Below are 7270 nucleotides of genomic sequence, written 5' to 3'. Positions count from 1 at the left end.
CGATTAGCTCAACTTGCATTTGGATGTTGTCGCCTGGCATTACCATTTCTACGCCTTCTGGTAGAGAGATGTCACCAGTTACGTCAGTTGTACGGAAGTAGAACTGTGGACGGTAGCCTTTGAAGAATGGAGTGTGACGACCACCTTCATCTTTAGAAAGTACGTATACTTCTGACTCGAACTTAGTGTGTGGAGTGATTGAACCAGGCTTAGCTAGTACTTGACCACGTTCAACTTCATCACGCTTAGTACCACGTAGAAGTGCACCAACGTTCTCACCAGCGCGACCTTCGTCAAGAAGCTTACGGAACATTTCAACACCAGTACATGTAGTAGTAGTAGTGTCTTTGATACCAACGATAGCAACTTCGTCACCTACGTTTAGGATACCACGTTCGATACGGCCAGTTACTACTGTACCACGACCTTGGATTGAGAATACGTCTTCGATAGGCATTAGGAATGGCATATCTACTGCACGCTCTGGCTCAGGGATGTATGAATCTAGCGCTTCTGCTAGTTCAACAATCTTAGCTTCCCACTGCTCTTCGCCGTTTAGTGCGCCTAGTGCAGAACCTTGGATAACTGGTAGGTCATCACCTGGGAAATCGTACTCAGATAGAAGTTCACGAACTTCCATTTCTACTAGTTCTAGTAGCTCTTCATCGTCAACCATGTCACATTTGTTCATGAATACGATGATGTATGGGATACCAACCTGACGGCCTAGTAGGATGTGCTCACGAGTTTGTGGCATTGGACCATCTGTAGCAGCAACTACAAGAATACCGCCGTCCATCTGTGCAGCACCAGTGATCATGTTTTTAACGTAATCCGCGTGTCCTGGACAGTCTACGTGTGCGTAGTGACGAGTTGGAGTGTCGTACTCTACGTGAGAAGTAGCGATTGTGATACCGCGCTCACGCTCTTCTGGAGCGTTATCGATAGATGCGAAGTCACGAGCAGCACCGCCGTATACTTTAGCAAGTGTTGTACAGATAGCAGCTGTTAGAGTTGTTTTACCGTGGTCAACGTGGCCGATAGTACCAACGTTTACGTGCGGTTTTACACGTTCAAATTTTTCTTTAGACATGAGTAGTCCCTCTAGGTACGGATTTAGGTGGCCCGAATTGACCACGCAACCAAAAAAGATAATTGGTAAATCTTATATCAAAAGGAAATAACTTTGAGAGCTGGTGCTGATAGGCAGACTCGAACTGCCGACCTCATCCTTACCAAGGATGCGCTCTACCACCTGAGCTATATCAGCACTCAAATTAGAGTGGAGCGGGCAGCGGGAATCGAACCCGCATCATCAGCTTGGAAGGCTGAGGTAATAGCCATTATACGATGCCCGCAACACGTAACTCTGAGAGCTATTTCCTAAAGAATATGGTGGAGGGGGACGGATTCGAACCATCGAAGGCAGTGCCGGCAGATTTACAGTCTGCTCCCTTTGGCCACTCGGGAACCCCTCCAAAATTTCAAGCCATTCTTACTACAATTGTTTCTCTAAGAAACAGGAAAGAATGGTGCCGACTACCGGAATCGAACTGGTGACCTACTGATTACAAGTCAGTTGCTCTACCTACTGAGCTAAGTCGGCATAAGTGGTGCGCATTCTATTGAATGATTTTCTAGGTTGCAATAGCTATTTCAAAAAAAAACGTAAAATTAGACTTTTTAGAATCAATTGCTGCAAAATCATACAAACCTCGCTTTTTAAAGCAAACTTTCGAGCTTTGTCGTTTGCTTTGCACGGAGCTTGTTGTATGTTCTTGCTCTCTATGAAACCAAGGATAAAAGAGACCCATGAGTCCATTTTTGTCATTTGACCGTGCCGAATGGGCAGAATTGCGTAATTCTGTTCCAATGACACTATCTGAAGATGATTTAACTGCGCTTCAAGGCATTAATGAAAACCTCACTATGGAGGAAGCGGTAGAGATCTACCTTCCTTTGTCTCGCCTTTTAAATCTGTACGTTCAGGCTCGCCAAAGCCGCAACTCGGTACTTCAGCAATTTCTCAACACAGAAGAACATGCCCCACCCTTTGTTATTGGTATCGCAGGCAGTGTAGCAGTTGGTAAGAGTACGACCGCGCGACTTCTAGAGGCTTTGCTATCACGTTGGGATAACCACCCAAAAGTTGCACTTGTAACAACGGATGGTTTCTTATATCCAAAGAAGGTATTGGAAGAGAAAGGTATCATGCATCGTAAAGGCTTCCCGGAGTCTTACGACATTAAACGCTTGGTCGAATTCGTTTCCGATGTAAAAGCCGGTCAGCCGAATTTAGAAGTCCCGGTTTATTCACACATTACTTATGACATCACTGAAGAGCGCAAGAAAGTAGATCGCCCTGATGTACTTATTATCGAGGGATTAAATGTCCTACAGAGCGGTATGGACTACCCGCATGATCCTCATCGTGTGTTTGTCTCAGACTTTCTTGATTTCTCTATTTATGTGGATGCGGAAACCGAAACCATCGAGCAATGGTATGTAGAGCGCTTCTTGAAGTTTCGTAGAGGGGCATTTACCAAGCCTGGCTCGTACTTTAGTCATTACACTCAGCTCTCAGTGGAAGAAGCAAAGAATAAGGCAAAGCAAATTTGGCATGATATTAATGGACTCAATTTAGAGCATAATATTCTTCCCACTCGAGAAAGAGCCCATCTTATCTTACACAAAGGACCAAGCCACTTGGTTGATAAAGTATCACTGAGAAAGTAATGCTAGCTTGATCGCTCTATTCCGTTTTTCTTAAAGAGATCTCACCACCAATGTAGGTCTCCAATCCATTCTCGGTTTCTAGAACAACACCGCCTTGTTGGTCAATGCCTTTCACAACGCCATGCACTTCTCTTGGGCCCATTAGTAACTTCACTGGGCGACCAATAAAATTATCTAAACGATTCCAACGTTCAACAAAACCGGCCAATCCCGTCATTTCGTATTCTTCTAATGCCATCTTCCAATGTTTGATGAACTTGAGCGCTAGGTCATTTCGGTCGATGCTAAAACCATCACTAACTTGATTCAAAGTTGTCCAAGGCTGATCAATGTCCGGCTGCAAGTCTGGCATACCAATATTAAGCCCCATACCAATAACCAGATGCGCTGCACCGCCTGCTTGCCCAGACATTTCCACTAAGATACCCGCGAGCTTTTTATCCTGGTAGTAGATATCGTTCGGCCATTTAAGTTTAACGCCTTGAATACCCAACTCTTCGATAGCTTCCACAGCGGCAATGCCAACAACCAAGCTCAACCCGATAGCCGCTGCCATACCAGCATCCAAACGCCAGTACATGGATAAGTATAAGTTTGTACCAAAAGGCGATACCCATTGACGACCACGTCGCCCTCGCCCCTTCGCCTGATATTCTGCTAGGCAGACTCGCCCTTTCACAGAACCATTGACTCGATCGAGTAGATATTGGTTAGTAGAGTCGATCACAGAAATAAGCTCGAGAGGAGTATCCAGTTGAGCTTGAAGTCTCTCTTCGTCGAGTAACTGCAAAGGTTGTGCTAACTGATAACCACGTCCTTGGATACGGTATATATCAACGCCCCAGTCATTAAGCCCTTTAATGTGCTTAGCAATCGCAGCTCGAGATATCCCAAGTTCTTGCCCCAAGTCTTCTCCGGAATGAAAACCTCCATCGCTAAGGGACTTGAGGATATGCAGCTTTACAGAGTGTTCCTTTCTCATTGTTTAGCCTCAATCTCAGCTAGATTGGTTTCACCTTTGTTATTCATAAAACGAACTTCGTGCTCAAGTTCAATCTGGTATTTATCCCAAACGGTCTTTTTCACCAGAGATGCTAAGTCGACCACATCATCAGCACTACAGTTATCAACATTAGTCAACACCAAAGCTTGCAGTGGATTCACTTGAGCACCATTGACCGATATACCCTTAAGACCACATTGGTCTATTAACCATCCCGCTGCGACCTTCATTCCGCCCTGTGCTGGGTAAGCCACCATATTGCTGTGCTGCTGAATTAGGCGATCATAATGATCTTGGCTGATCACAGGGTTTTTGAAGAAACTGCCTGCATTGCCGACTTTCGCTGGATCAGGCAGCTTTTCCATACGCACTTGGCAAACGCGTTCAAAGATAGCGAGAGGAGTTAACTCATCTTCTGGAATACTCTGCAAAGGGCCATATTGATTGATCGCCTTCCACTGCTTCGGCAATTTCAGACCCACCGCTGTGATAAAGCACTTTTCATACAGTTCGTGCTTGAAGATAGAATCACGATAACCAAACTGGCACTCGTTAGCGGTCATTCGCCTTGTTTCAAAACTGTGAAGGTCAAGAATGTCCACGTACTCACAAATGCTCTGTAACTCTAAGCCATAAGCTCCGATGTTTTGGATAGGAGCAGAACCCGCACATCCAGGAATAAGAGCGAGATTCTCCATCCCCCCCATGCCCTGCTCAACACTCCACGCAACCAAACTCGGCCAATCTTCACCACCTTCAATGTGTAGTAAGTAATGCTCGTCGGTTTCAGTGACCGTTTTACCCATTAAACGGTTGATGATCACCATACCTTCATAAGGTTGAGTAAACAGCATGTTGCTACCCTTCCCCAGAAAGAGCTTGGGTATGTCTTGATAAGCTTGGTCTTGGAAAAGTTGTCTTACGTCCTCTACTGACTCAACAATCGCCAGGTACGCACAGGTTTGTTCGATACCAAATGTGTGGAAAGCCTTAAGGCTCGCGTATTTCTTAATTTCCATAGTGGATTTGCAACGCCTGATGAGATTCTCTTAAACTGTGAACATTCTACATTAGTTATCTTTTAGCCGCAGTGACAATACCTAGCTCATTAATCATAGAAGTGTTAAATCCAATCAAACTTCCTCTTATTAAGAGGTTGTATAAAGCCCATTATCCCGCTGGACGGGCAAAACGAGACGAGCTAATCATTACAGCCAGTATCGACAACAGTATCGTCGCTTTGTTAAGAATGAAGACGGTAGAGAAGTCACGCCTACTAACCGGTATGCTCGTTGTGCCGGAATATAGGGGGACAGGTGTGGGAGGGGCGCTGCTTGAACATTGCACAAGCAAAGTTTTCAATGATGGCGACTATTGCTTTGCTTTTAGCAATTTAGAAAACTATTACGCACAACATGGATTCAAAACCATCGAGAGCACAGAGCTTCCCAATTCATTAAAAATGGCTTATTTGCGTTATGTAGAGAGTGGTAAAGATCTCATTCCAATGCAATTCATTACTTCTCACACCTCAAAGGGTGTGGTTTTGTAGCCAGAGAAATCATATCTTTGGTAAAATGTCAGGTTCGCAATATTGCACTTAATTAAGGTACTCACACCGGTATGATAGTAAGTAGGAACCCATTCGAACAGTTGCCAAGTCTCGCAGTTAAGCCTGAAGACTTTGAAGTTCTGCATGCAGCAGATACTTTCAGAACTCGTCTTCTTGAAGCGATCAGCAAAGCAACGTCGCGAATTTACCTAGTCGCTCTATATCTGGAAGATGATGAAGCTGGCCGTGAAATTTTCACAGCGCTTTATGAAGCGAAGCAGCGCAATCCTGGATTGGACATCAATATCTGTGTAGATTGGCACCGAGCGCAACGTGGTCTCATTGGCGCAGAGTCGTCAGAAGGTAATGCTGCACTGTACAAAGCCTTCGCAAAGAAATATCAACATTCTATTCCTGTCTACGGTATTCCAGTGCGTGGTAGAGAAGTGTTTGGTGTGCTGCACCTTAAAGGTTTTATCGTAGATGACACCGTGATCTACAGTGGTGCAAGCCTTAACAACGTATACCTTCAGTACAACGATCGTTACCGTTTCGATCGCTACCATGTCATTCAGCATAAAACGTTAGCAGACTCTATGGTGAGGTTCATTCAAGACGAAATGATCGCTCATCCTGCTGTCAACGACTTAGCAGGCAAAGATAAGCCTGAAACCAAAGAAATCAAAGCTGACATTCGCCAACTTCGCTCTTCACTTGCACGTGCAAACTATGAGTTTGAACCAGAAATTGCTAGCGAAGAAGAAGTGAAGGTGACGCCATTAGTCGGTTTAGGTAAACGTCGTAATTTACTCAATCAACAAATCGTTAAGTTACTTGCTGCAGCTCAGAACGAAATCTTTATCTGCACTCCTTACTTTAACTTCCCGAAAGCAATTAATCGCGAAGTAAAACGTGCAATGAAACGAGGCGTAAAAGTAACAATAGTGGTTGGTGACAAAACTGCTAACGACTTCTACATCTCCCCTGAAGAAGAGTTTAAGACTATTGGTGGCTTACCATATCTATACGAACTCAACTTACGTCGTTTCGCTAAAGCAAATGAAGCTAGCATTGCTGCCCGTAAGCTATCTATTCACCTTTGGAAGCACGATAACAACAGTTTCCATCTAAAAGGCATTTGGGTAGATAAGCGCTACATGCTGATGACTGGTAATAACTTGAACCCTCGTGCATGGTCACTGGATCTAGAAAATGGTCTATTGGTACAAGATAACTACGCCAAGATGACAGATAAGTTTGAACAAGAAGTGGCAAACATTCTTGAACATACTCAGCTTATTTGCACCTACAAGCAGCTAGAAAAAGTAGAAGACTACCCGGTAAGTGTTCAGAAGTTAGTTCGCAAGATCACTCGAATCAAAGCTGATGGGGTACTTAAACGTATTCTTTAAGAAGTCTAGCTAAAGTCATAACGAAGCCCAGTATGAAAGTACTGGGCTTTTTTATTACTGGTAGCTTGGGAGGTAAGGGCAACTAAAACTAGCAGGGGACAACAAAGTCTATAAGCCCCGAATAAACAAACTCCCCCCTATGGCATCCCCCGTAATGACTCATAAGACAATTACGTTGGATTACTTTAGAGGGAAATAGCTAGATCGAGTAAATAAGAAGGTTTTCAATGTCTCCCCTGCCTCGATACTTCTCCTCGAAGGGGTGAATATTAGGGTATGAACAAAACCCTTTTCCCGTGGGATTCACATTTACAGCATGCGCTGTTTTGAGTATCAGGGGAATCCACTGCTTTGGCCTTAAGATACAAATACGAAAAAGGCTCTAGTCTTTCGACTAGAGCCTTGAATATGGCAGGGGTGGAGAGATTCGAACTCCCAACACGCGGATTTGGAATCCGCTGCTCTGCCAATTGGAGCTACACCCCTGTAGAAACTACAGTTTATCACATTGTAGATTCAAAAAAACCTCGCAAAAGCGAGGTCTTTGAAATAAGTGGCGGAGCGGAC

6 protein-coding genes and 5 tRNA genes are annotated in these 7270 nt (G+C 44.4%); 3 read left to right on the top strand and 8 right to left on the bottom strand.

The features are described 5' to 3' along the window. The 5 genes from tuf to KIV40_RS13820 form a co-directional block, all read right to left on the bottom strand. Positions 1-1093, bottom strand: a 1093-nt coding sequence (tuf, locus tag KIV40_RS13840) for an elongation factor Tu (RefSeq protein WP_285349737.1), incomplete at its 3' end; no start/stop codon positions are given. Positions 1094-1194: 101 nt separating this feature from the next. Next, a tRNA-Thr gene (locus KIV40_RS13835) sits at positions 1195-1270 on the bottom strand. A 13-nt stretch (positions 1271-1283) separates the two neighbouring features. Continuing rightward, positions 1284-1358 (bottom strand) — tRNA-Gly (locus KIV40_RS13830). A 35-nt stretch (positions 1359-1393) separates the two neighbouring features. After that, positions 1394-1478: transfer RNA gene (locus KIV40_RS13825), tRNA-Tyr, on the bottom strand. A 52-nt stretch (positions 1479-1530) separates the two neighbouring features. Further along, a tRNA-Thr gene (locus tag KIV40_RS13820) sits at positions 1531-1606 on the bottom strand. A 206-nt stretch (positions 1607-1812) separates the two neighbouring features. Here KIV40_RS13820 and coaA point away from each other — a divergent pair. Beyond that, positions 1813-2736, top strand: coding sequence for a type I pantothenate kinase (gene coaA, locus KIV40_RS13815; protein ID WP_285349735.1), 924 nt, complete (start codon positions 1813-1815; stop codon positions 2734-2736). Positions 2737-2752: 16 nt separating this feature from the next. On the opposite strand, the gene birA is transcribed toward coaA, so the two are convergent. Both birA and murB read right to left on the bottom strand, forming a co-directional pair. Further along, positions 2753-3718 (bottom strand): bifunctional biotin--[acetyl-CoA-carboxylase] ligase/biotin operon repressor BirA, encoded by a 966-nt coding sequence (gene birA, locus KIV40_RS13810; protein WP_285349733.1) that lies wholly within the window; start codon positions 3716-3718, stop codon positions 2753-2755. Next, positions 3715-4758, bottom strand: coding sequence for a UDP-N-acetylmuramate dehydrogenase (gene murB, locus KIV40_RS13805; RefSeq protein ID WP_285349731.1), 1044 nt, complete (start codon positions 4756-4758; stop codon positions 3715-3717). The genes birA and murB overlap by 4 nt, the downstream gene beginning before the upstream one ends. A 101-nt stretch (positions 4759-4859) precedes the next feature. Between murB and KIV40_RS13800 the strand changes: the two genes are divergently transcribed. Together KIV40_RS13800 and pssA are read left to right on the top strand one after the other, a co-directional pair. Beyond that, positions 4860-5291 (top strand): GNAT family N-acetyltransferase, encoded by a 432-nt coding sequence (locus KIV40_RS13800; RefSeq protein ID WP_285349729.1) that lies wholly within the window; start codon positions 4860-4862, stop codon positions 5289-5291. Positions 5292-5362: 71 nt separating this feature from the next. Further along, complete coding sequence (gene pssA / locus KIV40_RS13795; protein ID WP_012126555.1) at positions 5363-6703, top strand: CDP-diacylglycerol--serine O-phosphatidyltransferase; 1341 nt, start codon at positions 5363-5365, stop codon at positions 6701-6703. A gap of 409 nt (positions 6704-7112) precedes the next feature. Here pssA and KIV40_RS13790 read toward each other — a convergent pair. Further along, positions 7113-7189 (bottom strand) — tRNA-Trp (locus tag KIV40_RS13790). Between the last annotated feature and the right edge of the window lie 81 nt (positions 7190-7270).

The sequence above is a fragment of the Vibrio sp. D173a genome, from assembly GCF_030248475.1.
This window is presented reverse-complemented; position numbering and strand designations above follow the sequence as displayed.

Coding starts and splice junctions, on each gene's coding strand:
- coaA (WP_285349735.1), top strand. CDS start 1,813: ATGAGTCCATTTTTGTCATTTGACCGTGCCGAATGGGCAGAATTGCGT.
- pssA (WP_012126555.1), top strand. CDS start 5,363: ATGATAGTAAGTAGGAACCCATTCGAACAGTTGCCAAGTCTCGCAGTT.
- murB (WP_285349731.1), bottom strand. CDS start 4,758: ATGGAAATTAAGAAATACGCGAGCCTTAAGGCTTTCCACACATTTGGT.
- birA (WP_285349733.1), bottom strand. CDS start 3,718: ATGAGAAAGGAACACTCTGTAAAGCTGCATATCCTCAAGTCCCTTAGC.